At 64.2% G+C, this 26,597-nt stretch carries 25 protein-coding genes; 15 read left to right on the top strand and 10 right to left on the bottom strand.

All coding sequences use genetic code 11. The annotated features are described in order from the left end of the window. Positions 1-16: 16 nt before the first annotated feature. Positions 17-901, top strand: a complete 885-nt coding sequence (locus ACVCMJ_RS14405; RefSeq protein ID WP_447082083.1) for an aldose epimerase family protein — start codon at positions 17-19, stop codon at positions 899-901. A 12-nt stretch (positions 902-913) separates the two neighbouring features. Here ACVCMJ_RS14405 and ACVCMJ_RS14400 read toward each other — a convergent pair whose 3' ends face one another. Then, positions 914-2,104, bottom strand: coding sequence for an L-talarate/galactarate dehydratase (locus ACVCMJ_RS14400; protein WP_447082082.1), 1,191 nt, complete (start codon positions 2,102-2,104; stop codon positions 914-916). 200 nt (positions 2,105-2,304) lie between these two features. Here ACVCMJ_RS14400 and ACVCMJ_RS14395 point away from each other — a divergent pair, with 200 nt between their 5' ends. Genes ACVCMJ_RS14395 through ACVCMJ_RS14385 form a run of 3 tightly spaced genes read left to right on the top strand, consistent with a single transcriptional unit; the run spans position 2,305 to position 6,173 of the window. After that, a complete protein-coding gene (locus ACVCMJ_RS14395) occupies positions 2,305-3,873 on the top strand; it encodes an aldehyde dehydrogenase (NADP(+)) (RefSeq protein WP_447082081.1) in 1,569 nt (522 codons plus the stop codon). 2 nt (positions 3,874-3,875) lie between these two features. Continuing rightward, positions 3,876-5,225: an enolase C-terminal domain-like protein gene (locus ACVCMJ_RS14390; protein ID WP_447082080.1), complete on the top strand. Its 1,350-nt coding sequence runs from the start codon at positions 3,876-3,878 to the stop codon at positions 5,223-5,225. Between the two features lie 45 nt (positions 5,226-5,270). Further along, positions 5,271-6,173, top strand: coding sequence for a DMT family transporter (locus tag ACVCMJ_RS14385; protein WP_447082079.1), 903 nt, complete (start codon positions 5,271-5,273; stop codon positions 6,171-6,173). Here the strand turns inward: ACVCMJ_RS14385 and ACVCMJ_RS14380 are convergent. From ACVCMJ_RS14380 to ACVCMJ_RS14365, 4 genes are all read right to left on the bottom strand, one after another. Beyond that, positions 6,151-6,642, bottom strand: a complete 492-nt coding sequence (locus ACVCMJ_RS14380; RefSeq protein ID WP_447082078.1) for a GAF domain-containing protein — start codon at positions 6,640-6,642, stop codon at positions 6,151-6,153. The genes ACVCMJ_RS14385 and ACVCMJ_RS14380 overlap by 23 nt on opposite strands. A 32-nt stretch (positions 6,643-6,674) precedes the next feature. Further along, the gene (locus ACVCMJ_RS14375; RefSeq protein WP_447082077.1) at positions 6,675-7,901 is read right to left on the bottom strand and encodes a copper resistance D family protein; all 1,227 of its coding nucleotides are present in this window, start codon (positions 7,899-7,901) and stop codon (positions 6,675-6,677) included. A 102-nt stretch (positions 7,902-8,003) separates the two neighbouring features. Beyond that, positions 8,004-10,526, bottom strand: a complete 2,523-nt coding sequence (locus tag ACVCMJ_RS14370) for a YbcC family protein (protein WP_447082740.1) — start codon at positions 10,524-10,526, stop codon at positions 8,004-8,006. Continuing rightward, on the bottom strand, positions 10,523-12,121 hold the full coding sequence (locus ACVCMJ_RS14365; protein ID WP_447082075.1) for an NADH-quinone oxidoreductase subunit L: 1,599 nt from the start codon (positions 12,119-12,121) through the stop codon (positions 10,523-10,525). The genes ACVCMJ_RS14370 and ACVCMJ_RS14365 overlap by 4 nt, the downstream gene beginning before the upstream one ends. 94 nt (positions 12,122-12,215) lie before the next feature. On the opposite strand from ACVCMJ_RS14365, the gene ACVCMJ_RS14360 reads away from it, so the two are divergent. The 7 genes from ACVCMJ_RS14360 (at position 12,216) to ACVCMJ_RS14330 (ending at position 19,227) form a co-directional block, all read left to right on the top strand. Beyond that, positions 12,216-13,118, top strand: a complete 903-nt coding sequence (locus tag ACVCMJ_RS14360) for a LysR family transcriptional regulator (protein ID WP_447082074.1) — start codon at positions 12,216-12,218, stop codon at positions 13,116-13,118. A gap of 239 nt (positions 13,119-13,357) precedes the next feature. Next, the gene (locus ACVCMJ_RS14355; protein ID WP_447082073.1) at positions 13,358-14,620 is read left to right on the top strand and encodes an ABC transporter substrate-binding protein; all 1,263 of its coding nucleotides are present in this window, start codon (positions 13,358-13,360) and stop codon (positions 14,618-14,620) included. A gap of 124 nt (positions 14,621-14,744) precedes the next feature. Then, positions 14,745-15,617, top strand: a complete 873-nt coding sequence (locus ACVCMJ_RS14350) for a branched-chain amino acid ABC transporter permease (protein WP_447082072.1) — start codon at positions 14,745-14,747, stop codon at positions 15,615-15,617. Between the two features lie 26 nt (positions 15,618-15,643). After that, on the top strand, positions 15,644-16,564 hold the full coding sequence (locus tag ACVCMJ_RS14345; protein WP_447082605.1) for a branched-chain amino acid ABC transporter permease: 921 nt from the start codon (positions 15,644-15,646) through the stop codon (positions 16,562-16,564). Beyond that, the gene (locus ACVCMJ_RS14340) at positions 16,561-17,319 is read left to right on the top strand and encodes an ABC transporter ATP-binding protein (protein ID WP_447082071.1); all 759 of its coding nucleotides are present in this window, start codon (positions 16,561-16,563) and stop codon (positions 17,317-17,319) included. The genes ACVCMJ_RS14345 and ACVCMJ_RS14340 overlap by 4 nt, the downstream gene beginning before the upstream one ends. Beyond that, positions 17,306-18,031 carry an ABC transporter ATP-binding protein gene (locus tag ACVCMJ_RS14335; protein WP_447082070.1) on the top strand — a complete coding sequence of 242 codons (726 nt, stop codon included), beginning with the start codon at positions 17,306-17,308 and terminating at the stop codon, positions 18,029-18,031. Before ACVCMJ_RS14340 ends, ACVCMJ_RS14335 begins: the two co-directional genes overlap by 14 nt. Further along, positions 18,010-19,227, top strand: a complete 1,218-nt coding sequence (locus ACVCMJ_RS14330) for a PQQ-dependent sugar dehydrogenase (protein WP_447082069.1) — start codon at positions 18,010-18,012, stop codon at positions 19,225-19,227. The genes ACVCMJ_RS14335 and ACVCMJ_RS14330 overlap by 22 nt, the downstream gene beginning before the upstream one ends. 57 nt (positions 19,228-19,284) lie before the next feature. Here ACVCMJ_RS14330 and ACVCMJ_RS14325 read toward each other — a convergent pair whose 3' ends face one another. Next, positions 19,285-20,463, bottom strand: coding sequence for an ABC transporter substrate-binding protein (locus tag ACVCMJ_RS14325; RefSeq protein ID WP_447082068.1), 1,179 nt, complete (start codon positions 20,461-20,463; stop codon positions 19,285-19,287). A gap of 55 nt (positions 20,464-20,518) precedes the next feature. Then, entirely contained in the window at positions 20,519-21,610 is a 1,092-nt protein-coding gene (locus tag ACVCMJ_RS14320) for a Rieske 2Fe-2S domain-containing protein (protein WP_447082067.1), read from the bottom strand. A 197-nt stretch (positions 21,611-21,807) separates the two neighbouring features. Here ACVCMJ_RS14320 and ACVCMJ_RS14315 point away from each other — a divergent pair, with 197 nt between their 5' ends. Continuing rightward, positions 21,808-22,716, top strand: a complete 909-nt coding sequence (locus ACVCMJ_RS14315; RefSeq protein ID WP_447082066.1) for a helix-turn-helix domain-containing protein — start codon at positions 21,808-21,810, stop codon at positions 22,714-22,716. Between the two features lie 39 nt (positions 22,717-22,755). On the opposite strand, the gene ACVCMJ_RS14310 is transcribed toward ACVCMJ_RS14315, so the two are convergent. Continuing rightward, entirely contained in the window at positions 22,756-23,751 is a 996-nt protein-coding gene (locus tag ACVCMJ_RS14310) for a 3-hydroxyacyl-CoA dehydrogenase NAD-binding domain-containing protein (protein ID WP_447082065.1), read from the bottom strand. 103 nt (positions 23,752-23,854) lie between these two features. Between ACVCMJ_RS14310 and thiS the strand changes: the two genes are divergently transcribed. From thiS to ACVCMJ_RS14295, 3 genes are all read left to right on the top strand, one after another. Continuing rightward, the gene (gene thiS / locus ACVCMJ_RS14305) at positions 23,855-24,184 is read left to right on the top strand and encodes a sulfur carrier protein ThiS (RefSeq protein WP_447082064.1); all 330 of its coding nucleotides are present in this window, start codon (positions 23,855-23,857) and stop codon (positions 24,182-24,184) included. A gap of 48 nt (positions 24,185-24,232) precedes the next feature. Next, positions 24,233-24,712, top strand: a complete 480-nt coding sequence (locus tag ACVCMJ_RS14300) for a hemerythrin domain-containing protein (protein WP_447082063.1) — start codon at positions 24,233-24,235, stop codon at positions 24,710-24,712. 154 nt (positions 24,713-24,866) lie between these two features. Beyond that, complete coding sequence (locus ACVCMJ_RS14295) at positions 24,867-26,057, top strand: MFS transporter (protein WP_447082062.1); 1,191 nt, start codon at positions 24,867-24,869, stop codon at positions 26,055-26,057. On the opposite strand, the gene ACVCMJ_RS14290 is transcribed toward ACVCMJ_RS14295, so the two are convergent. After that, positions 26,054-26,254 (bottom strand): hypothetical protein, encoded by a 201-nt coding sequence (locus ACVCMJ_RS14290; RefSeq protein WP_447082061.1) that lies wholly within the window; start codon positions 26,252-26,254, stop codon positions 26,054-26,056. The two genes, ACVCMJ_RS14295 and ACVCMJ_RS14290, sit on opposite strands and share 4 nt — an antisense overlap. Further along, on the bottom strand, positions 26,251-26,535 hold the full coding sequence (locus ACVCMJ_RS14285; RefSeq protein WP_447082060.1) for a hypothetical protein: 285 nt from the start codon (positions 26,533-26,535) through the stop codon (positions 26,251-26,253). Before ACVCMJ_RS14285 ends, ACVCMJ_RS14290 begins: the two co-directional genes overlap by 4 nt. Positions 26,536-26,597 lie beyond the last annotated feature (62 nt).

Genomic DNA, 26,597 nt, shown 5'->3' with positions numbered 1-26,597 from the left:
GACGCCGACGCTCTGGATGAACGCAGCCCCCGGCGCCTGCCTGGCGCTGCGCTGCGGCCCCCACCGGGCCCGCGTCGCACCGGCCGCGGGTGGACGCGTCCTCAGCTGGTCCACGGATCTGCCGGACGGCCTGCGGGATTGGCTGGTCCCGATCACCGATCATGGCTGGCCGGCCCATGCCTGGCCCAAAGGCGGGCTCTTTCCGCTGGCTCCTTTCTCCAATCGCGTCCGGGATGCCCACCTGCATTGGCGCGACCGAGTGATTCCGCTGGAGCCGCTGCCGGGAACACGCCACGCGCTTCACGGGCAGGCCCAGGGCATGGCGTGGACAGTGGAGCAGTCCGCAACCGATCATGTCGTCCTGATGCTGGAACATCCCGAAGGCCTGGGCGGCTGGCCCTGGGCATGGCGACTGCGGCAAACCATACGCCTGGCAGACCAGGGTCTGCGGGTCGAGCTGGCCCTGGAAAACGAGGACCGCTCCGACATGCCCGCCGGGCTGGGGCTGCACCCCTATTTCACCGCGCAATCCGTCGACCTGTCGGCCACCACCGAGTGGGTACATGAACAGGAATTGGCGAGATACCCGCGGCCCGCCACGCAGCGGCACTGGGAACGAACCGGCGCGACCTGGACCCGATTTCTATCGGGGTGGGACGGCACGGCTTCGATTGCGTGGCCCTCGGGCCCCGGCCTGAGGTTGCGCACGCAGGGCTCTCTGGGCCACATGGTCCTTCACTGCAACGCCGGGCGCTATCTGTGCGTGGAGCCCGCGACGCACGTTTGCGACGGATTCAATCTGGCGGCGGCCGGCTGCCCGGGCACCGGGATGCAGGTCCTGGCGCCGGGCGAGAGCCTGTCGGTCGGCGTGGCGCTGGATGTAGAGCCCGCGCCACGCTGAGCCACCTGCGACTCAGGGCCGCTTGCCGCACTCGAAGGTCTCTTTCGTCCAGGCGACGGCCTGGTCGCTCAACGTGAATCCCAGCCCCGGACGGTTCGGCACCTGCATGCGGCCATCCATCATGATCAGGTGCTCATTGAACAACGGCTCCAGCCACTCGAAATGCTCCAGCCACGGTTCACGCGGGTAGGCGGCCGCAAGGTGCAGGTGGATTTCCATGGCGAAGTGCGGAGCCATGCTAAGGCCATGGTAATCGGCCAGTTGCATGATCTTCAGGAACTCCGTGATCCCGCCCACGCGCGGGGCGTCCGGCTGCACGAAGTCGGAGGCGTGCTTTTCGATGAGATCCGCATGCTCCCGGAAACTGGTGAGCATTTCGCCGGTGGCAATCGGCGTATCGAGGGCCGCCGCCAGCGCGGCATGGCCGTCAGCGTCGTAGGCGTCCAGCGGCTCCTCGATCCAGGTCAGGTTGTACTGTTCCAGGATGCGGCAAATGCGCGCTGCCGTCGGGCGATCCCACTGCTGGTTCGCATCCACCATGAGCGGGAAATTGTCGCCCAGCTTTTTGCGCACCGCTTCCACGCGCTGCAGGTCCACATTGCGGTCCGGATGGCCGACTTTGATCTTGATGCCGCCCAGGCCTCGCGCCAGCGATGCATCGATGTTTTCAAGCACCTGTGGCAGCGCCGTCGACAGGAACCCGCCGGACGTGTTGTAGAGGCGCACCGAGTCGCGATGCGCGCCCAGCAGCTTGGCCAGCGGCAATCCGGCGCGCTTGGCCTTCATGTCCCACAGCGCCACGTCGAAGGGCGCGATTCCCTGCGCCGACAGGCCGCTTCGCCCGACCGAAGCCGCCGCCCAGCTCAACTTGATCCAGAGGCGCTGGATGTCGCTGGGGTCTTCGCCCAGCAATTCATGGGCGATCTCTTTACCATGAGCGTACATGCCGGGGCCGCCGGCACGCTTGGAGTACGCAAAGCCCAAACCTTCATGGCCGTCCCGCGTGCGGATCTCGGCGAAGATCATGGCGACTTCAGTCAGCGGCTTCTGGCGGCCCGTGAAGACCTTGGCATCACTGATGGGCGTCGCCAGCGGCAAGAAGGCCAGCGAGAGCTTCACCCAGACGATGCGATCGCCCTGGCCATCGGCCGCCAGGGCTTCGTCCAGCTGGAAGGTGGACTGGGCGGATTGTGGGATAGGCATGCAAACATTCTCCTTCGGGGTGAAGCGACAAGATGATTTTTATCGGGACCACGTCATCGTACGACAACTGAATAATCCTGCGCAAGAATCCCCCGCATCCAGCGATATATAATGCGAAGGCTCCGGCTCGTTGTAGGGCATCGGTTGTATGATAACTTGCCCGCAGCAGCCTATTGACCCCTCAGATCGGGAATTCGTCCATGACCATCACCGGTACCCAACTCATCGGCCACCAGAACATCCCTGGGGCCGGAGCCTCTTTCCACGCCGTCGATCCGTCCACCGGCCAGGCCCTGCCGGTGACGTGGCACGGTGCCGATGCTGGCCAGGTCGACCAGGCCGTACAGCTCGCACTGGCTGCCTTCCCCACGTATCGCGAGACCACTCCGACGCAACGCGCCGCCTTCCTGGAGTCCATCGCCCAAGCGATCCTGGATCTGGGCGACGAACTCATCACCCGCACCATGCAGGAGACGGGCCTGCCCCGCGGCCGCCTGGAAGGTGAACGCGGACGCACGGTGAATCAGCTACGATTGTTCGCGCGCGTGGTGCGCGACGGCGACTGGCTGGACGCCCGCATCGACCATGCGCTGCCGGACCGCAAGCCCGCGCCGCGCAGCGACATCCGCACCCGCCACATTCCGGTGGGGCCGGTGGCGGTGTTCGGTTCCAGCAATTTCCCGCTGGCTTTTTCGGTCGCCGGGGGTGACACCGCGTCGGCGCTGGCCGCCGGAGCTCCGGTCGTCTGCAAGGCGCATCCGGCCCATCCCGGCGCCTCCGAACTGGTCGGGCAGGCCATTCGTAATGCCGTCCAGCAATGCGGTTTGCCGGAAGGGGTGTTTTCGCTGTTGGCCGGCGCGGGCAACGAGCTCGGCACCGCGCTGGTCAGCCACCCCGGCATCCAGGCGGTGGGATTCACAGGTTCCCGCCAGGGCGGCGTGGCGCTCATGCAGGCGGCGGCCCGGCGCCCCGCTCCCATTCCCGTCTATGCCGAGATGAGCAGCACCAACCCGGTCTACCTGCTGCCCGGGGCGCTCGCCGCGCGCGGAGACGACATCGCCCGTCACTTCGTGGTGTCGCTGCTGGGCAGCGCGGGACAGCTCTGCACGAATCCGGGGCTCATCATCGCGCTGGACGGCCCTGAACTGGATCGGTTCATCGAACTCGCGGCGGCCGGCGTCCAGGCTGCTCCATCGAGCACCATGCTCACGGCCGGCATCGCGCAGTCCTACCGAAGCGGCGTCTCGAAACTGGCCGCGCACCCGGGGGTGCAGACCTTGGCGCAAGGTCAAAGCAACGACGCTCCGGCACCCTGCCAGGCCAATCTGGCCGTCACCACTGCGCAAGCGTTCCTCGAGGACCCCGACACGCTGGGCGCGGAGATCTTCGGCGCCAGCTCGCTGATCATCCGCTGCGCCAATACCCGGGAGTTCCTGGCCATTGCGCAGGCCATCGAAGGGCAGCTCACCGCGACGCTGCATCTGGAGCCGGGCACCGACGACGCGCTGGCCGCCATGCTGATGCCTGCGCTCGAAGTGAAAGTCGGCCGCATCCTGGCCAACGGCTTCCCCACCGGCGTGGAGGTCTGCGATGCCATGGTTCACGGCGGCCCCTTCCCCGCGACATCGGATGGCCGCAGCACGTCGGTGGGGACGCTCGCCATCCGCCGTTTCCTGCGCCCGGTGTGCTACCAGGACATACCGGACAAACTGTTGCCTGCGGCGCTGCAAGCCGGCAACCCCTGGAACATCCCTCGAGCGGAACGCTGATCATGTCGCACACGGAACAGTCAAACGCCCGGACACCTCTGGTCACCCGGGTCACCGTCGTCCCCGTCGCCGGACGGGACAGCATGCTGCTGAACCTGAGCGGCGCGCACGGCCCTTATTTCACCCGGAACATCGTACTGGTCGACGACAGCTCGGGACACCAGGGCATCGGCGAAGTTCCCGGCGGCGAACCCATCCGCCAGGAAATCGAACGCTTGGGCAGGCTGATCACGGGTCAGCCCATCGGCCACTACAACGAACTGCTGTCGCGTTGCCGCGAGGCCACCCTGGGCCGGGACGACGACCGGCGCGGCACGCAGACCTTCGACCTGCGCACTGGCGTGCACGCCATCACGGCGCTGGAGTCAGCCCTGCTCGATCTGTTCGGCCAGCATATCGGCGTACCCGTCGCCAGCCTGCTGGCCGACGGCCGGCAGCGCGAAGCGGTCGAAGTGCTGGGATACCTGTTCTACGTGGCCGATTCCCGCAAGACCACGCTGGGCTATCGTCAGGAGCCCGACGCCGACAACGACTGGTTTCGGCTGCGCAACCAGGAGGCGCTGACCGCCGACGCCGTGGTGCGACTGGCCAGGGCCGCGCGTGAACGCTACGGCTTCCGCCACTTCAAGCTCAAGGGCGGCGTACTGGCGGGCGATGCGGAAATCGAGGCCGTCACGGCGCTGGCCGAGCAGTTTCCGGATGCCAACATCACGCTGGACCCCAACGGGGCCTGGTCGTTGAAAGAGGCGGTCCGCCTGTGCCGCGACCAGCACGACGTGCTGGCCTACGCCGAGGATCCCTGCGGCGGCGAGCCGGGCTACTCCGGACGCGAAGTCATGGCGGAATTCCGCCGGGCGACCGGCCTGCGCACCGCCACCAACATGATCGCCACCGACTGGCGCGAACTCTACCATGCCATCCAGGCGCAAGCTGTGGACATACCGCTCGCCGATCCGCACTTCTGGACGATGCGCGGCTCAGTGCGCGTCGCCCAGCTTTGCCACGAATGGGGGCTCACCTGGGGTTCCCACTCGAACAACCACTTCGACGTCTCGCTGGCCATGTTCACCCACGTGGCGGCTGCCGCACCGGGTCACATCACGGCCATCGACACGCACTGGATCTGGCAGGACGGCCAGCACCTGACCACTGAGCCGATGCGCATCGAAGACGGTGCGATCCGGGTGCCTGACACGCCAGGCCTGGGTGTCCGAATCGACCCTGACCGCCTGTCCAGGGCGCACGAGCTTTACCGGTCCCAGGGGCTGAATCGTCGCGACGATTCGATCGGCATGCAGTTTCTGATTCCGGGCTGGAAATTCGATAACAAACGGCCGAGCCTGGTCCGTTAAACTCCAGCCTTCACGTCACTGCTGCCGACGACCGTCCGCATTTCCATGAGTCACCCTCTTCGCGCGCAGAACTGGCAAGGCCCGGTTCTGATGTGCGCCGCCAGTCTGTTCTTCGCCATTCTGGACACCGGCACGAAATACCTGGCGGCCGGCCACCCGCTGATGCAGATTGTCTGGCTGCGGTACGTTGCGCAGACACTGGCCATCGTCGTCATCTTCACGCCGCGCATGGGGGCCCGGCTGTATGATGCCCACAGCTTCGCGCTGCAAGGGTTTCGCGGTTTGTGCCTGTGCGGGGGCAGTGTGCTGGTCATCAACGGCCTGGCCCGGCTGCCGCTGGCCGAGGCGACCGCGATCGTGTTCCTGGCGCCCGTGATGGTTACCTTGCTCTCTGGCCTGATGCTGAAGGAAAAGGCGCGGACCGCCGACTGGGTGGCCGTGGGCTGCGGTTTTGCCGGGGTGCTCATCATTGCCCGGCCGGGCGGCGGCCTGCTCACTTGGGCCATCCTCTTTCCGATCGGCGCGGCCACGACCAACGCGATCTATCAGATCGTCACGCGGATCTCCCGCCAGTCTGAAAACGCAGCGACCAGCAACTTCTACACCGGCCTGGTCGGCGCCCTGGTGCTGATGCCCTGGGGGATCGCCGAATGGGCGCCGCTGCCTTTACCCGACCTGTTTCTGGTGTTCGCCGTGGGTACCGTGGCAGCGGTCGGCCACCTGACGATCACCTATGCGCTGCTGCGCGCATCCGCGGCCAGCCTGAGCGCCTACAGTTATTCGCAGATCGGCTGGGCCACGCTGCTGGGCTGGGGCGTGTTCATGGCCATCCCTGATCCCGTCGCATGGGTCGGCATGCTCGTCATCGCCCTGGGGGGCCTGCTGCTGTCTGTGCCCGGGCTGATGCGTCTGGCGGCCCGGACGGTTACCCGTTTACGTGCGCCATGAATGTCCGGCACAAGGCTTCCATGCCGAGACGGTCTTCCTCGTCAAAGCGCTCCGTCACGAAGCTGTCACAGTCCCAGACCCCGAGCAGCGTCCCGTCCGCCCGCACCAGCGGCACCACGATCTCGGACTTCGAGGCCGAATCACAGGGAATGTGGCCCGAAAACCGGTTCACGTCCTGAACCACCTGCGTCTCGCGCGTCTTGGCGGCCGTACCGCAAACACCTGCGCCGATCGCAATGCGGATGCAGGCGGGCTTGCCCTGAAAGGGCCCCACCACGAGCTCCTTGCCGTCATACAAATAGAAGCCCGCCCAATTCATCCGTGGCAGACTATGAAAGACGAGCGAGCTGAAGTTCGCCGCATTGGCAATCAGGTCGGGCTCGCCGGATATCAGGCTGCCCGCCTGCGCCACCAGATCGGCATAGTGCTCCGCCTTGGTGGCATAGGTTTGGGTACTTGTTTCAAACATGGGACCATCCACAATCAATATTGGCCAACCGCTCAGTGCGGGACTACAGGGGGCGGCATCGCAGCGGCGTGCCCCGAACCGGTCCCCGGCACGGCCGGGCCATTGGCTCCGGCCGGGGACTGCGGCGCCAGATTCTCGGGCAGGTCCAGATCTCGCTGCAAGGTCACCACATCGAAATCGCTGATGAAGGCCCGGACTTGGACGCGCCACTGGCCGCCCGCAGGCAGCGCCAGCAGGTCCACCCGCCAGCGGCCATCGGGCTGGCGTACGGTATCGTGATCCACGGGGTCCAGGCCGGCTGCGGGGTTGCTCAACGTCAGCACCACCCGCTGCGGATCCAGCGCCACGCCGTCGATCGAAATGACCTGGATGCGCCACGGTCCGGCAGCCTTTGCCGGCAACTCGACCAATGCGCGCGCCTGGCGATTCTCCAGGCTGACGGTGGGGCCATGGGGTTCCTCGATCCGCGCCATGTCGTGCGTCGGAGGGGCCAGGCGCCACAAGGACACCACGCTCAGGATGCCCGCCGCCAGGATGATCTGAGTCCCCATCGACCGCCGCAGCCGCGAGCGGGCCCGGATCGTGCCCTCCATCGCGCGCCCCGCCAGCACCCAGCGCGTGCGCATGGCCATGATCAGCAGGACAGCCACGAGCACGAGTTTGGCGAGCAGCACATTGCCATAGTCCGTGTGCAGCAGATCGCCCGGATGGCGCATCTGCAGCAGCGTCAGCCCGAGGCCGCTGGCCAGGACCAGAATGATGGCCAGGCCGGACCACGCCGTCGACTGCCTCAGCCGTCGGGCCGTGTCGTCGGCGCGGCGAATTCCGGGCACGGACGCAGACCGTCCCGGCACGGCGGACCCTATGTTCGAGTGGATCGTCCGGTAGGCCGGCAGCAGGAAGCCGACCCAGGCCACGGCGGCCACCACATGCAGCGCCAGGGCCGGACCCGACGCCCACCGGGGCAACACCAGGGCCCCCGGTCCCCCGAGCATGATCGCCGCCCCTGAAATCAGCACCACCAGAATCAGCGCGGCCACCGTGCGGACCCAGCGGGGCGCGGTTCTGCGCCACCGGATCCGGAACAGGCAGGCGCCCCCAAGCGCAAACAGCAACAGATAGACGAGCCAGCGGGTCAGCCAGAAAGAGAGCTCATGACCCACCGTCGCAGGCGGAACAGCGGCAGCGGCAGCGGCTTGGCCAAAGGCCACCTGAGACCAGGCAAAAAGACAGCACGCCAGGGCAATCAGCGTTTTCAAGGCAGGCAACCAAATGCAGGAGGACTTGAGTATAAGGCGGAAATCCGCGCCACTGCTGGCACGGGGCGGCCTGGCAAACATCCGTATCGCGAATCGCCGGGCTCAGGCCTCGAGCGGCAGCCAGCGGCCGCGCTCATAACGCTGAAGCTCATCTCCCTCATAGCGCCACAGCAGCATCCAGCCGTTATCGCACAGTTGCCCCAGCACAGCGTTGCGCGCCACGATGCTTCCGATCGATGCCGCCGGCGCGTCGATGACGACCGTCAGGCGCACGGGCTCGTGATACCAACCCTCGCCGTTGTGCAGCGACTGCTTGGGCAGGCCTATGCGAAGGTCGCCACCGTTGCCCTCAAAGACGCCGACATGACCGTCCACGACGTTATGCAGCACCTTGTTTCCAGACCCATAATGCAAGGGATCACAGGTCGAGGCGTGATATTGCCAGGAGAGCCAGTGCGTGACCAGCATCGGTCCCATCATGAGTTTTTCGAGCACGGTCCCATCCGCATCGAAGCGCGCATCGTAGTCGTGAAGATAAGCTCGACTCAGCACCCTGCCCCGACTGCGGTCACGCGGACCGATAATGAATGCCGCATTGCGCGTAAGCCCCCATTCGGGCCTTGTCTGGGACCCGTCGTTGGCCCTGCGCCGGAAGGACGTCAGCAACGGCTCCGCGTCCAGACTCTCGTCCATGTGCAGCGCTGGAGCGCGCTCGCGGCGGATACGGTCGCCCGCCTGCACGAAAACCTCTTCCATCCGCTTCCAACGCGCCTGCGCCGGCGGCGGCAGAAGATCGAGATCAAACCCGGTCACTTCATCGGTGGTTGTGATGTGCAACGCCGCCATGAAAAACGTGTCGTCGGGGATGCTGATGCCACGCCGGCTCAGACCTTCCCGTACCTGGCCGTCGTTCAGCAGGAGTGCCAGGGCGCGTGCATTCGCCTCGCCCGGTCGTCCATAGCAAGCTCCGCAATCCAGCGTCGATGCATGAGCGTTGTTGGTGCAATGCCCCGCGTGGCCGCACAACACCACCAGGGGTGCCAGACGGTCATCCAGCCCCATGGTGTGCAAAATGCCCGCAGCCAGTTCCACCTTCTGTTCAATGTCGAGCCCTACAACCATGGGGCGGCACTGTTCCGCTGGAGTGCCTGACAAGCCGATGCGGTCCTTGTCGACACGCGGTCCGGCAGGTGGCCGAATCCACCGTGCGATCTTGCCCAGATAGCCCACCCCGGCCGCTTCCACGAAGGAAAAGGTCGTGCTCGACCAGCGCACGCTTCCAAGCCATTGGTCAGTGCGGGCCAGCCGCTTCCACCGAACCGCACGGGCCCGCGTGGATTTGGACTCTCCCTCGGCGGTGGCCTCTCCGGTGGCCGTCACCACATCCTGCACCGCGATGCTGGGAAACGCGAGTCCCGGCAATTGCGGCCGATGAATATCCGTGCCCAGGAGGTTGTACTGAATGGGAAGCCCAAAGAAACCCGCGAAGGCCCGCGTCTCGACATCGGGCCAAATCAGCTCGAGGGCACGGCGCATCCGTTCACTGCGCGTATCGATGCAAAACACCGCCTGCACTTCGGGCCGCCGCACCGAGGCGGGCGCGACTCGCGTGCGCAACTTCCGCACGAGATCGCGCTGGTAGCTGGCCTCGAGCGCCTCCTGCCACAATTCACTGGCCATCAACGCGGCATCCGCCTCGGCGACCCGCCGGTCAAAATCTCGCCAGTTCGACTCAAGTTCCGCCGTGGCCACACGCCGTCTGGCGGGCGAGACGGCACAAGCCAGCAATGCCTCCCATGCGACCCGGCACACGAGGAGTTCCCGCAAACGCGGGTCGTCCTGCCCGACCGGAATATTTTGCCAACCCACATAGGCGCACCAGGAGGCCCAGCCGTTGATCGACAGCAGCAGCGCCTCGAAGTAGTCTTCCCAGGCCGACGCGCCGAGCGAAAGCTCGCCCAGCGCCCAACGCAGCGCCGCTTCCGCATCCATCGGCAGCTTGCGCAGTTGCCTGGCAAATCCGGGCAGACCCAGCATCGAACTCAAGCCATGGTCGCCCACCATGCTCTCGCGCCAAAAGCCATACAGGCTTCGACTGCCGGCGGCGCGCCAGTCGGCCTGATGGCGATCGAAATAGGTGGCGCACGTCTGGCTCATCTGGAACACAATGGCTGCGCGCCAGGGCCAGCGCTTGTTCCGCTGCACCTTGTCGTCAAGCAGATCCACCAGAAGAGGTTCGCGGCATATCGACGCGTCATCCGCCAGCCAGGCCACACAGTCCTCAGCGGTCAGGGCGCACGCCTCGCGGGTCGCATGGACCTTCAGGGCCACTGCCAGATCGGCCGGCGAAATGCGCCCGGTCTCCCATTCCCGCGCGATGTAATCGCGGGACGGAAACACGTGAAAATCGCCCAGCACGGCCAGGCGCGCGGCCACGCGCCGAATCGGCTTGCCGATCCGCCGCCAATGCGGGTTGACGGCGACGGCCTGGTCCAAAGGCCACGCCGGCATGATGCTGGAACAGGCACGCGCCAACGCCTCCTGCAACGTTGCATCGTCGACTTCGACGGGGGGCACGGCTGGCTGGGGACTGGCGGACGTCATTGCAAGCATGGAAGAACTCATGATTTCGAGGGCCCGCTCACAGGCTCGGAGAGAACCCAGGGGGCAGGCGCGGCCTTACTGTCGGCCCCAGCCCACCGGGCGGGCCACAAGATCAGCACCCAATGGGTGTAACCCTCGTCCATGTAAAAGCCGGCATATACCCAGCGGCGCGCGACGACAACCGAACGGGGCCAAAGCTGGAACGCGGCCATCTCGAGATACATCGCCCCCATTCCGATCAAGGCAACGAGGCCGGCCGCGTCCAGCGGATCATTATCGGCACCGACCGGCACATGGTCCATGACGCTGGTCACCAGCGTCAGGAAGGCGGCCGCTGCCAGCGCCGTCGCCACGCGCACCGCCACGACGCCCGCCCGACCAGGGGTCGCCTTCGGAACCCACAGAAGCGGCGCCCACGCAAGCGCCAACACGGCACTCCACCACCAGGGCCACGCATGACTGTTCGTGAGGGACTGGAGCGAGAACACGACGATCAACGCCACAGGCACGGCGATGATCATGCTCAAGCTCGAATTTTCGGACGCGCCGGTAACGAGCTTGCGATTGCTCTCTTCGACAGCACTGGAGGCATTCAAGAAGTTGTGCGCCTTGTACAGAGAATGGCCCAACAGGTGCAGTGCGGCAAAAAGATAAAGCCCCAAGCCGCACTCGAGCACCATGAATCCCATTTGTGCGATCGTCGACCAGGCCAGATGCACCTTCTGGCTGACACGCGTCAGCAGCACCAACCCGGCCACCACGGCAGACACCAGGCCAAATATCACCAGCAGCCATCGGGCCACCAGCGACACCCCGAGCAGCGGCGCGAAAAGCACCAATACATACCCTCCCAGGTTGACCACGCCCGCGTGCAGTAGAGCCGATACCGGCGTCGGAGCCTCCATGACCTGCACCAGCCAGCCGTGGACCGGCATCAGCGCCGTACGCGCGATGACCGCAAGCGCCAGACATATGCCACTCCAGGCGAGCGCAGCGGACGCATGGCCCGCCTCGATGTGCACCCACAGCGCAGAGAACGAACCGCTGCCGACCTCGGTCCAGGACAAAACGGCCGCTGCAATCAGGAGCCCATCGGCCGCGCGGTCAGTCACCATCTTCTTGTGCGCCGCCAGCAGCGCGAACGGCCGGTCCTTGTAGAAGCACAACAGATAATGCATGGCCCATTCAATAGCGGCCCATGCCGCGATCAGCACGGCCCAGTGGTTCGCCAGCAACAGGAAATGGACCGAAGACAAAACAGCCGCCAGCGCCGCAATGTATACGGCCTGTCGCGGCTCACCTTCGAGATGGCGAGATGAAAAAATCCCGATCGCCACGCCAAGGAACTGCACGAGGACGCTGACCCAGGCGCCGAACAGATTCGCCGCCAGCCAGCCATCACTCTGGGCCCTCATGGAAGCGTCCGCCGGCACCAGCGACATCTGTGTGATGAGCGCCAGCAGCGAAAAAACCAGTGCGGCAATCGAGAGGCCAATGAACTGTCGCCACAAATGGCGCACTGACGCGCGGCGGCTCCGGCCACATAGGGCAGCCACCAGCATCAGAAGGGCGGGCACCAGCGCAAGCGCAAAGTTCAGATCGTACGGAGGACTCATCACGCATCTCGAAGGAAGGCGGACACATTCTTCTATTTTTTGTGTATTCTGTAAATCGCATTTATAGCTGCGTATCGTTCTTCAAAATAGAACTATGAACATTGACCGACTGAACTTCAAACATCTGTTCTATTTCTGGCGGGTGGCCAAAGAGGGCTCCCTCACCCGAGCGGCTGCGCAGATCCACACGTCCCAGTCCGCTGTCTCGACGCAGATCAAGCAACTGGAAAGCCGCCTGGGCAAACCTCTATTCGACCGCCACGGCCGGCATCTCGAGCTCAACGCCACCGGCCGCCAGATCTTCAGCTACGCCGACAACATCTTCGGGCTGGGCGAGCAGATGCTGGGCTGGCTCGAAGGGCGAGCCGGAGACTCGATTCGCGTCCGGGTGGGTAGCGTTTCAACGATGTCGCGCAACTTTCAGGTCAACTGGCTGCGTCCATTGTTTCGTGACCCGGCGGTCATTCTTTCCGTGGACTCGGGATCGTTGCAGCTTCTGGTCGAGCGCCTTCTTCGCCATCAACTGGACGTGGTGCTCGCCAACGAGCCCGTTCCGTCCGACCCGGCCCACCCGGTTTCCTCGAGCTTCCTCGGAAGCCAGGTGATCTCCCTGGTGGGTCGGGCCGATCGATGGTCGGGCACGAGCTTGCGAGTTCCACAGGATCTCGACGCCGTTGAAATGGCCATGCCAAGCACGCGCCACAGCGTCCGCACACAGTTCGATGCTCTGTGTTTCTCAGCCGGAGTTCGGCCACGGCTGCGGGCTGAGATCGACGACATGACGATGTTGCGGCTGGTCGCGCGCGACAGCGACTGGATCACGATCCTGCCGGAAGTGGTCGTGCAAGACGAACTGCGCTCGGGCGAACTGACGCACGTCGGAGAGTCCTCGCAGCTGACTGAACATTTTTACGCAATCACCGCTCAGCACGGTCAACCGCCGGCCCCGCTTCACCGGCTGCTGTTGCGCGCGGGGGCTGGAGATGTCTTCATCTGAAACCCTTGAAATGCGGCGCCTCCGATGACGACTGCTCACCACCGGGGCGCCTTCTCAACTGCGTCGTGCCCGTGACGTATACCCTGATTGACAACTTTTCCATCGACAGCGCAAACTCACAACCTATTACAAAAGCGGGGCGCAGTTCCACCATCCTTTTGCAGTGTTCCAGACTTATCCACCCAGTAGTGCTGGCCGATGCTTTGCACGCCAGCTTGTCGCTTTGGAGGAATTTCTAGATGAACGACAATTTTGGCAACTCGAAGGCAATCAGCCGCCGCACGGCGCTGAAAATGGCAGCCGCCGCGGGCGTGGCGTCGATCTCGGCGCCCCGTTTCGTACTCGCCGCGGGTGAACAACCCGTGAAGCTGGGGGTCGACAATCCGCTCACCGGCACGTACGCGATCACGGGTCGCAACGAACTCCACGGCATGGAACTCGCAGTCGAAGAAATCAACGCCAAGGGCGGTATCCTGGGCCGTCCCGCGAAGCTGATCGTTGAAGACTCCACCAGCGGCGACGCTGGCGTGGCGGTGCAAAAGGCCCGCAAGCTCATCGACAAGGACAAGGTCGATTTCCTCGTCGGCAACGTGAACTCCGGCCTGACCATGGCCATGTCGGCGGTCGCCTACGAAAAGGGCGTCTTCATGATGGACCCGGGCGGGCACGCCGACCCCATCACGGGCAAGGAATGCCACTGGAATGTGTTCCAGGTGGATCCGTCCACCACTCTGCTGGTCAACGCCATCGCCCCCTCGCTGGTCAAGCGCTTCGGCAAGAAGTTCTACTTCCTGGTGCCGGACTACGCGTTCGGCCACGGGCTGCTCGATGCCTACAACGTCAACCTGAAGAAGCTGGGCGCCACCAACGTCGGGACGGACCTGATCCCGCTGGGCACCACGGAATACTCGTCCTACCTGATCAAGGCCCAGGCCGCCAGCCCGGACGTCGTCGTCATCCTGCAAAACGGCGAAGACCAGACCAACGTGCTCAAGCAGGCCGTACAGTTTGGCCTGGACAAGCGCTTCCATATCGCGGGCGCCAACATCGAGCTCGAAACCCTCGAGGCCCTGCCGCCGGAATCCCGCATCGGCAACTGGGTGATCGAATGGTACTGGAACCAGCCTGGCGTGGCGCACGTGCAGGAATTCACCGATGCCATCAAGAAAAAGACCGGCCGCGTCCCGACCGCACGGACCTGGTTCGGCCATACGGCCATCCACGCCTGCGCTCTGGCCGCCAATACGGCCAAATCGCTCGAACCGGTCAAGATGGCCCGCGCCCTGAACGGCCTCACGCTGCCGCCTGAAGTCGCGCTGCAGCCGCACCCCGCGACATTCCGCGCCGACCAGCACCTGCTGATCGGCACCCTGTGGGCAGGTCACGCACAGGCCTCCGGCAGCGCGCCGGACGATCTGTTCAAGGTCGACGAGGTGATCGAGAGCAAGACCATTGCTCCGACCGTCGAGGAAACCCAGTGCAAGATGACGTGGCCGTCCTGAGCGACACCGACATCACTGCCCTAACGGGCCGCCCGCAGAGCATCGCGGGCGGCCCGCCCCGCATCACAGAGACCCGTTTCATCATGATCGCTCACTCGAGCACTGCCACCGACGGAGGACTGGTGTGACCCAGTTGGTCCTTTTCAATATATTCAACGGACTGGTCATCGGCGCGTTCTACGCCTTGATGGCATTGGGTCTGTCCCTCATCATCAATCTCACCAACGTCATCAATTTTGCGCACGGCGGGTTCCTTGCCCTGGGGGCCTATTTTGCGTATACGCTGGAACCTTACCTGGGGTTCTGGGGCGCGCTGATCATCTCGCCGTTCTTCGCGGCCTTGGTCGGCATCATCGTCGAGCGCGTACTCATCCGGCCGCTCTACAGCCGTGATCCTCTGTACAGCCTGCTACTCACGTTCGGCCTGGCCTTCGTGATTCAGGACTCCATCCGCTACATCTGGGGCGCCCAGGGGCTGCCGATGAAAGTCCCGGCCGCGCTGCAATCATCGCTCAGCTCGACACTGTTCTTCCTGACCGGATACCGCGTCTTCATGGTGGTGCTGGTTGCAGTCACCGTGGCGATCCTGTTCATCATTCTCAAAAAGACCCGGCTCGGCATGCGCATACGCGCAGGCACCCTGGATCTGGAAATGGTGTCCGCGCTCGGGGTCGATGTACGCATCCTGCGCAACCTGAATTTCGGGCTTGGCATCTTCTTCGCAGGCTTGGCGGGGGTGCTCGCGGCCGGCATGCTGGGGCTGACGCCGACCATCGGCGACGGGCTGATCATGCCAAGCTTCGTGGCGGTGATCGTGGGCGGTCTGGGCAGTCTGATCGGGACGCTCTTTGGCGGCATCCTCATCGGTGTAGCCACCGGGATCGTGACCGTGTTCTTTCCATCGGCTTCCGAGGCGACCATCTATGTGATGATGGCGCTGGTGCTGCTGGTCCGGCCGCACGGTCTGTTTGGTGAAGAAGGCGGGACAAAGCTGTGAACAACCAATCCATTCTCAACAAAGCCATGTCCGGCGCGGTCGTGTGGTTCATTCTGCTCACCATGCCGCTCTGGATTTCCCATGTTGGCGGCTACACGGACCTGGGCACGCGGGTGCTGGTGATCGGCCTGGCGGCCATGGCGACCAATCTGCTGGTGGGGCACTCCGGTGTCATGGCGTTCGGCCATGCCGCCTACTTCGGGCTGAGCGCCTACGGAACGGGGCTGCTCATCAAATACCTGGTGCCCAGCACGCCATTGGGATTCCTCGTGGGCATCCTGGTCGGAACCGCGGGCGGCGCCATCATCGGCTACCTGCTGGCGAAGCTGCGCGGGATTTACTTCGCGCTGGCCACCATCGCCTTCGGCCAGGTGTTCTACTTCATCGCCTTCCGCTGGAATTCAGTGACCGGCGGCGACAATGGCCTGACCTTCCAGCGCCAGCCCATTCATCTGGGCTTCACGGACATCAATCTGGGATCCAGCACGACGTACTACTATCTGGCCCTTGCGGTCTTCGCGGTCTGCGCGTTCGCCATGGCCGTGATCCTGAAGTCCCCCTTCGGCCACACGCTGCTGGCCATGCGCGAGAACGAGCGTCGGGCGCGGTTCCTCAGCATCCCGGTCAATCGCCACCTGTGGATCGCGTATACGATCTCGTGCCTGTTCGTGGCCGTGGCCGGTTCGCTCTATGGCATGCTGAACAACTTCGTCAGTCCGCACAACCTCCACTGGACGCAATCCGGCGACTTCGTGCTCATGGCGGTGATTGGCGGCATGCGATCCTTCTGGGGGCCGCTGCTGGGTGCCGCCATTTTCGTGGTGCTGCAGGATTACCTGTCCAGCCTCACGGATAACTGGATGTTCTTCATCGGGATGATCTTCGTCCTGGTCGTATTGTTTATCCCCCGCGGTATCGTCGGGCTGATGCAGAGAAAAACGTCATGAGTTTGCTCGAGGTCCACAACGTTTCGCAGCATTTCGGCGAGCTCGCTGCGGTGAAAAACGTTTCGCTCAATGTCGAAGAGGGCGAACTGCACGCGATCATTGGTCCGAACGGCGCGGGTAAAACCACGTTCTTCAACATGATCAGCGGCTTCTATCGTCCCACCAAAGGGCACATCGTGTTCGATGGCGTCGACGTCACCGAAATGCCGCCCCAGATCCGTGTGGCCAGAGGCATGGCGCGCACATTCCAGATCACCGAGGTCTTCCCGGAACTCACGGTGCGCCAGAATCTGCGCATCGCCGTGGAAGTCACCCAGGGGCTGCGTCTGAAGATGTTCCATTCGGCACGCCAATCCCGGGAAACCGAGGATCGCGTCGACGAACTTCTGGAAACCGGCGGCCTGACGGCGAACGCCGATCGCAACGTGGGGGAACTTTCACACGGCGACCAGCGATCGACCGAAATCATGATGGCCCTGGCGCTCAAGCCCAAGCTGCTGCTGCTCGACGAGCCCGCGGCCGGCATGGGCAACCAGGAAACATTCGACACTGCGGTACTGATCCGCAGGCTTCACCGCACACAGAAGCTCACCATCATTCTGGTCGAGCACGACATGCGCGTGATCTTCAACCTGGCCGACCGCATCACCGTGCTGGCCGAGGGCGAGATGCTCGAACGAGGCACGCCCGACGAAATCGCGGCCAGCGAAAAGGTGCAGGTCGCTTACTTGGGGAAAAAGCGTGAAGGCTCTTGAGATCCACCAACTGAACACCTACTACGGCAAGAGCCATATTCTCAAAGGCGTGGATCTGGAAGTCGGTGAAGGCGAGCTCGTGACGCTGCTGGGCCGTAACGGGGCCGGGAAATCCACGACGCTGCGAAGCATCATGGGTCTGACCCCCGCACACTCGGGGCACGTCAAGATCTTCGGCACAGACTCCACCCACCTGGCGCCCTTCCGAATCGCCCGATTGGGCGTGGGACTGGTGCCGGAAGGCCGTCGCGTCTTCGCCAACCTGACCGTCGAGGAAAACCTCAAGGTTCCCGTCGATCGTCCGGGCCCGTGGAACATCCCCCGCATCTATGAGCTCTTCCCGCGGCTGGCCGAACGCAAGCTGCACAAAGGCAAGGAACTGTCCGGCGGCGAGCAGGAGATGCTGTCCATCGCCCGCGTGCTGCTGCTCAACCCCAAGCTCCTGATGCTGGACGAACCCTCTCAGGGGCTCGCGCCCATCATCGTGCAGAACGTGTTCAACGTCATCGTCGCGGCACGGAACGAAGGTACTTCAGTGCTGCTGATCGAACAGAACGTGCGCGCGGCCATCGAAGTCGCGGACCGCGCCTACGTACTGGAGCGCGGCGCGATCACCTACACCGGTGTCGCGTCGGAATTCGGACAGGACGAGACCCGCGTGCAGGAGCTGGCGGGAGCGAGTGCCCAAAAATGGGAATTTCCCGACGACTGAGCCGCCCCTCCATCAGGGCAGCCCGGCGGGTGGCCCTGATGGCCCTGCTGTGCCAGTCGTTTCCCATTGCCGCCCTCGCCGCCGCGCCTGCGGCGCGTCCGCCGTCGGCACAGGCGGCGACCTGCATCGAGAACGCCGGCACCTTGCCGGCCCGCGCCGCACCACCCTTCCGGGCGCAGTCCATTGCGACCTTTGATTATCCCTGGGCCATCGCCTTCTTGCCGGACCAGCGGCTGCTGGTCACGGAAAAACCAGGACGGATGTTCCTTGTCACCCAAGGCGGTCACAAGACCGAGATCTCCGGAGTCCCGAAGGTCTATTACCGAGGCCAGGACGGTCTGCTGGATGTGGCCGTATCGCCGGATTTCACGCACGATGCCGCGCTGTACTTCACGTATGTCGAACCGGAAGCGCAGGGAGGCGGGTCGCTGGTCCTGGCGCGCGCGCGCCTGGAGGTCGCGGAGAAGGGCCCTCTATTGCGGGATCTGACCACGATCTGGCGCCAGAGCCCGCCCAGCAGGGGTGGACAGCCCGGCGGCATCATCGCCTTTGCGCCTGATGGCCGACATCTGTTCCTCAGCGTCGGAGACCGGCAGGAACCCGACACTGCCCAGGATCCGGACCTGGCGCGCGGCAAGATCCTGCGCATGAACCTGGACGGCTCGGCCCCCCCGGACAACCCGATGGCCCGGGAAGCCGGCATCCGGGCGCTGACGTGGAGCACGGGCCATCGCAACCCATACGGGCTGGCATTCGCCCCCGACGGCCAGCTCTGGGAACACGAAATGGGACCCCGCGGCGGCGACGAACTGAATCGGATCCAGCGCGGCGGCAACTATGGCTGGCCATACGTTTCGTACGGCGATCAATACAGCGGGGAACCCATTCCGCGTCCGCCCACCCGGCCGGAGTTCGTGGAGCCGGCGCTCTACTGGAATCCCGTCATTGCGCCCGCCGGAATGGCATTTTATTCGGGCACCCTATTCCCGGCGTGGCGCGGATCGGCACTGATTGGGGGTCTGCATTCGGCGGGATTGGTGAGGATCGTCTTCACCGGCGACGGTTGCGCTCGACAGGTCGACCGCTGGACGCTGGGGCGGCGCATCCGCGACGTGGCGGTCGCCCCGGACGGCGCCCTGTGGGTGATCGAAGACCGAACCGGGGGGAGTCTGCTGCGGCTCACCCCGAAGCAATGATCACGGCCGCCGAGGCGACCTCCGACGAAGCCACCCCGTGGCGGTACCGTCCCACCGTCAGCCCTTGGCCTTGGCCGGATCCTTCACGGCCTTCATGACGTCGAACTCCACGTTCTGAACCACGCCGTTGACCCGTTCGGTCTTGCGGATGTACTCGTTCTGAATGATGTCGCGCGTGTCCGGATCGATCTGCACGGGACCGCGAGGACTGACCCACTGCATGCTCTTGGCCGCAGCGACGAAGGCGTCGCCGTTGGCATCACCCGCCGTCTTCTCCAGGACCTTGTAGATCAGCGTCATCCCGTCGTAGCCGCCCACCGACATGAAGTCCGGCCGGTCTTCCGGAAAGGCCTTGGAGTAGGCCTGGACATAGGCATGATTTTCGGGAGAATCATGCGCCTCGGAATAATGAAAAGCGGTGATCAATCCCACGGCGGAGTCGCCCATCGCCGGCAACTGCCCTTCGCCCGTGGAGTCGCCCGTGCCGAGCACCCGGATGCCATGCTTTTCCGCCAGCCCCAGGTTGCGGATTTCCTTCACGGCTGCCACCAGCGAGCTGCCGGTCGGAATCAACATGAACAGGGCATCGGGCTTCGAATCGATGACCCGCTGCAGATAGGGAGAATAGTCCACGTTCTCCACGGGAGTGCGCACGCTGCCCACGATATGGCCACCCAGCCCGGTGAAGGTCTTGGTGAACTGAGCCTCGGCGTCGTGCCCGGGCCCATAGTCGGCGGACAATGTGTAGACCTTTTTGATCCCGTTTTTATGAGCCCATTGAGCCACGGCCCAGGCGCCCTGCGGCACTGTCATCGAGGTTCGCACGATATACGGGGAGCGCTCGGTGATGGAGGACGTCGCGGCATTCATGATCACCATGGGAACCTTGGTCTGTGTGGCCAGCGGTGCCACCGAAATGGCATTGGGCGTCAGCGCGAATCCGGCCAGGATATCGACCTTGTCCTTGATGAGCAGTTCCTGGGCGGCCCGCTTGGCCACGGCGGGGGCGATCCCACCCGTGTCCTTGACGATCAACTGGATCTTGCGGCCGGCGACCGTATCACCGTGCTGCGCCATGTACAGATCGATGCCATTCCGGATCTGGCGCGCGGCATCGGCATAGAACCCGGATACCGACAGCACCAGGCCGATCTTCAGATCCTTGGCCTGGGCGCTCGCGCAGAGCGCCATCATCGCCAGCGTCACCACCATCGAGGGGATCAAGCGCATCTTCATGTTGTCTCCTTTGATCGAATATTCTTGATTTGAACGACCGGACTACTCCGCCATCCTACGCCGCGAACTCCTCCAGCAGGGCAAATGAGTGTTCGGGCACGAGCTGTGGCGGCAAGACTGTGTAGGCCGGATCGTCCTGCTCCTGCTTCAGGCGCTTTTCCAGCATCCGGCGCGCGCGGATCGGCGACTGGTCCTGTACGATGGCGACCCCGGGCACGGTCCGGCCGGTTTCCATGATCCGCCTTTGCTGCGCTTCCACGATGTCCCGGTCTTCGTCGAACGTGCGGGAGTTGCCGACCCGCAGTTCCTCCGTCAGGTCGGCGTCATCGATCCTGAAATTGCGGATCACCGCCCAGAAATAGTGCGTGCTGGATTCGCTCTCGGGGGTCAGCAGATGCAGGACATGCGCGACCCGGGCCGTCGCGCGGTCTTCTTCCACCGGATGGATTCCCAGGACCGTCAGATTGGTCGACGGCACGAAGTGGATGGCCGACTGCCAGCGGTTGATGGTGCAGTCACGTCCTATCATCGTGGCAAAGAAGGGCGGCGCTTCGATTCCGCGCATCTCCCGATGCGCCCGCACCATGCAGTCGCCCACCATCGTGACCTTGGGCGTGAAGCTGGCAATGGGCTCTTTTTCATGCGTGCCGATGGTGCTTTTGTGCACATAGGTCTCGTGGCTGAGGTCCAGGAGATTGTCGTTCATCAGCGTGTAATTGCAGTTGAAGTGATGATAGCCCCGGGAAGCCGCCCACCGATCGCTGGAATTCCAGTGCAGGTCGGGGATCAGTTCGGGGGCGGCGAGATCCCGATTCCCCATCCAGATCCAGACAATGCCGTGGCGAGCCACCAGCGGATAGGTATCGACACGGGCCGCCTCGGGGATGTTGTCTTGACCCGGAACGCTCGTGCAGGCACCATCAGTGGAAAAGCACATCCCGTGATAGCCGCACTGAATGCAGTCGCCGATCCGCTCGCCCAGTGACAGCGGCACCAGCCGGTGCGGACACTCGTCCTTGAGGGCTACATAGCCGCCCACCGACGAGCGGTACATGAGAACCGGTTCGCCCAGGATGCGGCGTGCGACGAACGGCGCTTCGAAATCCTTCTCGAAGCCAGCGACATACCAGACGTTTCTGACAAACATGAGTGTCTCCTCAGCATCAATCTTCTTCGAAGATGCCGGAGGTTTTCCGGACAGGCCGCCGCGCCCGATTGCCACTCGACTGGTGCGGGAACTCTCTGAAAAATCCAACGCATCGGCTGACAGGATGGCCCGAAACCGGCCAATTTGACATGAGAATAAGAGACAATAATCTGTACTTTCCGGACACGGACCCGACCATGGACGCTACTGTCCGCCACGAACGCATCCCGCTTTACTCACTGTATGGCCAGCTCGACCAGACGGCGCCATTGGACTTTTTGCACCTGGAGCCGATCGAAACCAGCAACCGCATCCACCACTGGAACATCCGGCCGCATCGCCACCACGACCTGCACCAGATCATCTGGGTCGCAGCCGGCCATGGGATGGTGGAGCTCGACACGAGGACGCTGTCGCTTCAGGCGCCCGTCCTCATCAACGTGCCTCGAACGGTGGTGCACGGCTTTCAGTGGATTCCGGGCACGGACGGACTCGTGCTGACGCTGGCCGAGAGCTTCATGCGGGACATCCTGCAAATTTCAAGGGATCACTCGACCATGGACATCGTGCGTTCGGCTCATGCGATCTCTGGCGCCATCCCGCCCAAGGACGTGGCCCGTCTGAAGCTGCTGTTCCGTACCCTGGTGGATGAATATGTCCACAATCGCGGGGGCCGCATTTCGGCATTGGCCGGCATCACCAGCGTCCTCATCGTCGAGGTGGCCCGATTGCGCCACCTGAATCTTCAGCCTGCGGACGACCCGCGGAACACGGAAGCCTACGCCATCTGCCAGCGCTTCCGCGACCTGGTGGAACAGCACTTCCGGGAGCATTGGCCCGTTGCCGACTACGCCAGGCAGTTGGCGACCACGGAACGCAGCCTGCGCCGGCATTGCCTGGACGGCATGGGCTTGCCGCCGCTCCAGATCATTCACCGCCGCCTGTTCATCGAAGCCCGGCGTGAACTCGTCTACACCCAGCAGACCACCGCCGAAATCGCGTATCGCCTGGGCTTCAGCGACCCCGCCTATTTCACCCGATTCTTCGCCCGCAACAGCGGCAATGCGCCGACCGAATTCAGGCGCCGGTACCGGCCCGAGCCATAGGGCTGGGCCACCCGCGCACTGAGAGCACCCTGGGCGGCATCACGACACCCGGCGGCTCGCCAGGATGCGGATGATGGCGGCGTCGCGCTCGGCGGCCAGCTCGTCGACCGACCGCCCCGCGCTTTCCTCCTTTAGCCCGGCGAGCAGTGCAGCCCGCGTCGCTTCGTCCAGGCGTGCATCACCCAAGTCGTCCCACCAGGTCTGGATGGGTCCCTTGAGGTGATCCAGGAAATGGCCCATGCCACCCTGCCCCCCGCCAAGATGAAAGGTCATGTGAGGCCCGAACACAGCCCACCGCAACCCCGGTCCCTGCGACATGGCCGCGTCTATGTCTTCGACGGAGGCGACATTTTCCAAGGCCAGATGGATCGCTTCGCGCCAGACGGCCGCCTGGAGGCGATTGGCGACGTGGCCCACCACCTCCTTGTTGATGCGGATCGGGTGCTTGCCGACGCGGCGGTAGAACGCCATCGCACGCGCGATGGTGTCGGCCGACGTCTGCTGGCCCCCTACGACTTCCACCAGCGGAATCAGATGCGGCGGGTTGAACGGATGGCCGATCACGCAGCGTTCCGGCCGGCGGCAGCGGCTTTGTAACCGGCTCATGAGCAACCCGGAGGAGCTGGACGCCAGGATCGCTTCCGGAGGCGCCGCCTCGTCCATGCGGGCAAACAGGTCCGTCTTGAGCGCCTCGCGTTCAGGCGCATTTTCCTGCACGAAATCGGCCTGCGCGACGGCGGCCGCAGGGTCGGGCTGCATGTCCAGAGAAGACCACGGGACGTCCTGTGGCGCGACATCCAGCGCGACCAGCGTGTTCCAGGCCTGACCAATGAGCGTGCGCAGGCCCGACTCGGCGTCCGGCAAGGGATCGCTGACGGTGACCTGCAGGCCGTGCGCGAGGAACAGCGCAGCCCAACTGGCGCCGATGGTCCCCGCGCCGATGACCGCGACACGGCGCACACCAGCCGCTGCTTCGGCCGCAGACGCGGCTTGCCGCGCCGCGGAAGAGTTGGGTGCAATGCGGGCCTGCGACATGCTGTCTCCTCATATCCCGATGCCCCACCCGCTTTCCCGAGTATCCGGATGGGTCGAACGGGGCAACAGATACGATTGTACGAGCCGGGAGCGGAGCGCGCGGATGCGAGCGTCCGACACGGCTGGGGTCGCCAGCACGGCGATCACTCGCACGACGGCCGCGCCGGCCGGGCGACAACTGAAGACGGGGAGCGATAGGACCATGGCGGTAAACATCATAAAGGTAAACGGGGTGCTATATGCCTACCCCGCGGGAAGCACGATCAGCGATGTCGTGGCACAGCTCGAGGTCATGAGCCGGCGCGTCGAGGTCGTGCATAACGGGCGCGCCGTCCCCATCGATGAGTTCGCAAGCATTCTCCTGTCGGAAGGCGACACCGTCGAGGTGAAGCTGGGCGACCGCCACCCCCGGGTACGCGACTTGCGCGAGTGAGCCCGCGCCACTGTCGGCGCGATCCAAGCTGGGGAGTGCACGATGGCCATGAATAAATCGCACGCGCCGGCCGCCCAAAAGGGCGTGCTCGGCATGCTGATCGACGATCACCGGGAAGTACAGAAACTATTCAAGGAATTCAAGACCGCGAAGGACAGCGCGCAAAAAGAAGACATCGTCCAACAGGCCTGTAAAGCGCTGACGGCCCACACGGAAGTCGAGGAACAACACTTCTACCCGTTCCTGCGAGAATGCGATCCAGACAAGTTCTCGAGTCTGCTGGACGAAGCGAAGGTCGAGCACGCCAGCGCCAAAGACCTGATCGCACAACTGCAGGACGGAGACTCGGGCGAGGATCTCTACGATGCCCACTTCACCGTGCTGGGCGAATATACGAATCACCACATCACCGAAGAAGAAGACGAACTGTTCCCGAAGGTGATCGACGAAGACATCGATCTGCGGGAACTGGAAGAACCCATGAAGCAAACCAAGGAACAGGTTCTCGGCCGCCTCGCATCGAAGTGACGTCCGAGAGGCTGCGGCGGGTGGGATTTTCGCCGCCCGCCTGACGACTGGAGGCTTGCCGATACCTTTCGACACGGATTTCTGTATCATCTCAAGCTGCTGGGCTCTACAGCGGCCGCCAGGGATATGAACCGAATGTTCGATGCGACAGGCAATGCCTAGAACAGCGCGCAACGCTGGAGCGGGTCTGGTGCTGCTGGCGGTTCTGCTGGCCGGGCTGAACATGCGGGCGATGCTGACCGCCATGGGGCCGGTCCTCGACGGCATTCGCGCGAGCCTGGGCCTGTCGGCCAGCGCGGCCGGCCTGATGGTCGCGTTGCCGACCCTGTACTTTGGCGTTTTCGGCCTGTTCGCGCCCCGGCTGTTGCGCGTGTTTTCGATGCGCAGCGTACTCGTGGGCTCCTTGGTGGTCGTGGCCGTGGGCGTCGGGCTGCGCAGCGTGCTGGGCGTCTTCGGCATGAATGCCGGCCTGCTCCTCGCCAGCGCCGGCATCAGCGTGGGCATGGTGCTGGTCCCCGTCGTCGCCAAGAATGCCTTCCCCCAGCGCATCGGCCTGGTGATGAGCCTCTACACCATGTCCTTTTGCCTGGGCGCGTCGTTCGGCGCCGGGTTGGTGGTGCCGATGAGTCGCCTCCCGCACAGTTCCTGGGAATGGGCGCTGGCCTTTTGGGTGCTTCCCGCGCTGATTGCCGCGGCCGTGTGGCACGCGGTGCCGCCGAACCACCTCGACATACAAGCCGCACCCGGCGAGATTCTCACGCCCCCGAAGGGGCTGTTTCGAGATCCGCTGGCCTGGCACGTCACGCTCTACATGGGACTGCAGTCCTGCATCGGACAGAGCCTGATTGCCTGGCTGCCGGTGATTCTGATCGACCGGGGCCTGCCCGCCACCCAGGCCGGTGCGGTCATGTCGGTGGCACTGCTCGCGCAACTGGGCACCAACCTGGCGGCACCCTGGCTGGCGATGCGCGGGCGCGATCAGCGCGCCGCCATCACGCTGATGATCTGCATGGTGGGAGCGGGCACGCTCGCGACATTTCAAGCACCGCTGTCCTGGATCTGGCTGTCGGCCATTGTGTTGGGGCTGGGGATGGGCGGGACCTTCAGCATTGCGGTGTCGCTGCTGGTGCTGCGCAGCCGTTCATCGCGCGATGCCACGGCACTGTCCGGAATGGCCCAGGGCGTAGGCTATACCGTGGCTTCGGTCGGCCCGGTGCTGGCCGGCATGTTGTATGAATTCACCGGCACCTGGAACGCCGTGGCGGAGATGCTGGCGGGTCTATGCATCGTCACCTGGATCATGGGGATGAAAGCCGGCCGCAACGGCGTGGTCCTGGCGGACTAGTCCCTTTTTGGCCTGGCCTGCTGGATCCTGGAAAACTCCAACGCAGTCTCCCATTTCGTCTCCAGACGGATGATCCTCTTCTCGTGATCTTCCAGGTCCTCGGACAGCCCCTTCAGGCTTTCCGCCACCCGCTCGACCTTATCCGCGAGCAGCAGCGTGCCCTTGAGCGCCTCAATGGCTTCGCGCACCGCGCTCATAAAGCAGCCCCGCTGTACCGGGCACGCGACCGGGATTGCCGGATTGCCGCACGGGCGCTTTCCACGGAGGCGAGACCGGCGTCCAGAGCCCTGTCGGCGGCGGCGGTCGCCTCGCGGAGTTCTGCCGCGAGCGCCAAGAGCAACTGCTCGTCTTCATTCTGCCGCTGTTCGCACCGGCGGCGGATGAGCTCCGAGATGCTGATATCTTCCGCACGAGCTTCTTCCATCAAGAAAGCCTTGAATTCCGCCGAGGCGAGCAGGGTGATGCGTTCCGTCTTCATCGTTCTCACTCCATGATCATGCACATGATCATTATAACGTTCAGGGCAGTGTCCTGCCCAGG

The organism is Castellaniella sp. UC4447_H14 (assembly GCF_052978285.1).
This window is presented reverse-complemented; position numbering and strand designations above follow the sequence as displayed.